We start from the raw sequence: 1942 nt of genomic DNA, 5'->3' as shown, positions 1-1942 counted from the left end.
GCGTAGCGTGGCCCGCCCCGCCGGGAAGGTCGTCACCCGCATCCTTGCGCTGCGGCCTGCTCTCGCCGGTCAGCAAGGATAGGTCGACCGCAGTGCTGCCTTCCACCACGACGCAATCGGCGGGGATCGCTTCGCCCGGTTTCACGAGCACCATGTCGCCTTCGCGCAGCTGCGCGGCGGGCACCGTTTCGGTATTGCGGTCGTGCGGATAGCCGGGCATGCGCGCCGCCGAAGCCGGCAGCGCATGCTGCAGTTTCTCGAGGGCGGATGCCGCCTTGCGACGCGCCACCAGCTCGAGGTAGCGGCTGCAGAGCAGCAGGAAGATGAACATCGTCACCGTGTCGAAATAGACATCCCCTTTTCCGGTGATCGTTGCGACGGTACTGCCGATAAAGGCTGCCGCAATGCCGAGCGCCACCGGCACATCCATGCCAAGCGCCTGCGCCTTGAGGTTGGCCCACGCGCCCTGGAAGAACGGCAAGCCGGAATACAGCAGCGCCGGCAGCGTCAGCAGCAGGCTGGCCCAGCGCATCATCGCTTCCATGTCGGCGTCCATGGTACCGTCGGTTGCCAGGTAGACAGGAACCGCATACATCATCACCTGCATCATGGACAGGCCGGCAATGAACAGCTGGCGGAACAGCTTCTTGCTCGCGCGCTGCAGCTGCTCGCCGTGGCGTACGGCGTCGTAGGGATAGGCGGTATAACCGACTTCACGTACTGCCTTCAGGATGTCGCTCGGCTTGCAGTCATCCTTGTTCCAGCGCACATGCAGGCGCTCGGTCGCGACGTTCAGGTTCATTGCCTGCACGCCCTGCACTGCGCCAAGGCGGCGCTCGATCAGCCAGACGCAGGCAGCGCAACGGATACCGTCCACAGAGAAGGTCGCTTCGCAAACATTGCCATCCTGCGCATTCTTTTCCGTGAACTGGTCGAGGATTTCCGGTGCGTCGTACAGGCGCAATTCCGCAGGAACGAGCGCTTCCTTGTCACCGGTCGGCGAGTAGCTTTCGCGCGTAGTGTAGTAATCGGACAAGCCGTTTTCGACGATCGTCTTTGCAACCGCTTCGCAGCCCGGGCAGCACATCTGCCGCTCCACGCCGGCGATCTGCACCGTCCAGGTGGAGCCCACAGGAACCGGCAGCCCGCAATGGAAACAGGACAAGGCTTCCATCAATGGCCTCCAGCGTGGGAGGCAGCCGGCGGCGTCAGGCAGAGCGCATCGAGCCAGCCCAGCGAAACGCCGCCGGCGGCCCGTGCGAGGCCGAGCAGGCCGAATGCGAGGACAACAAGTCCCGCCGCCACCCGCACGCTGCGACGTCGCGTCAATGCCTGCAGGCGCGTACCCAGCATGCCCATGGTGAGCAGGACCGGCAGCGTGCCGGCGCCGAATGCCAGCATGACAAGCGCGCCGGAAGCGGCGGAACCGCTCAGCATGGCGGTCAGCAGCACACTGTAGACCATGCCGCAGGGTACCCAGCCCCACAGTCCGCCAAGCGCGAAGGCCTTGCCGGCGCTGTCGACGGGAAGCAGGTGCTTCACCAGCGGCTGCACACGGCGCCAGACCACCTGCCCGGCCGATTCCAGTTTTGCAAGGCCGCGCCACGCATCCATCAGGAAGAGTCCGAGGGCGACCAGCATGAGGTTGGCAAGCCAGTAGCCGCCGACTTGAAGGGAAGACATGAAGGAGAGCGTGCGTACGCCCTGCGCGACGCCGCCGGCAATCGCACCGGCAATGGCATAACTGCCAAGGCGGCCGGCGTTATAGGCCAGCACCCGGCCGGCGCCGTCGAATACCGTGGGGGAGGCAATCGCACCGGCGCCGTTGGTCACCGGTACGGGAAACGGGCGACGCGGCGTCACTACCGAGAACGCGCTCACGATACCGCCGCACATGCCGACGCAGTGCACGCCGCCAAGGAGGCCAATCATGAAAACGGAA

At 65.3% G+C, this 1942-nt stretch carries 2 protein-coding genes; both read right to left on the bottom strand.

The window, feature by feature from the left end; translation table 11 throughout:
- On the bottom strand, window positions 1–1174 hold a 1174-nt coding region (locus AYR66_RS23055), incomplete at its 3' end, for a heavy metal translocating P-type ATPase (RefSeq protein WP_141104297.1).
- Window positions 1174–1942: sulfite exporter TauE/SafE family protein (locus AYR66_RS23050; protein ID WP_088710015.1), on the bottom strand; the 769-nt coding region annotated here is incomplete at its 5' end. The genes AYR66_RS23050 and AYR66_RS23055, both read right to left, overlap by 1 nt.

Source organism: Noviherbaspirillum denitrificans (assembly GCF_002211445.1).
GTDB classification, from domain to species: domain Bacteria; phylum Pseudomonadota; class Gammaproteobacteria; order Burkholderiales; family Burkholderiaceae_D; genus Noviherbaspirillum; species Noviherbaspirillum denitrificans.
The sequence above is the reverse complement of the archived record's forward strand: the minus strand, read 5'-3'. Positions and strand labels throughout refer to the sequence as shown.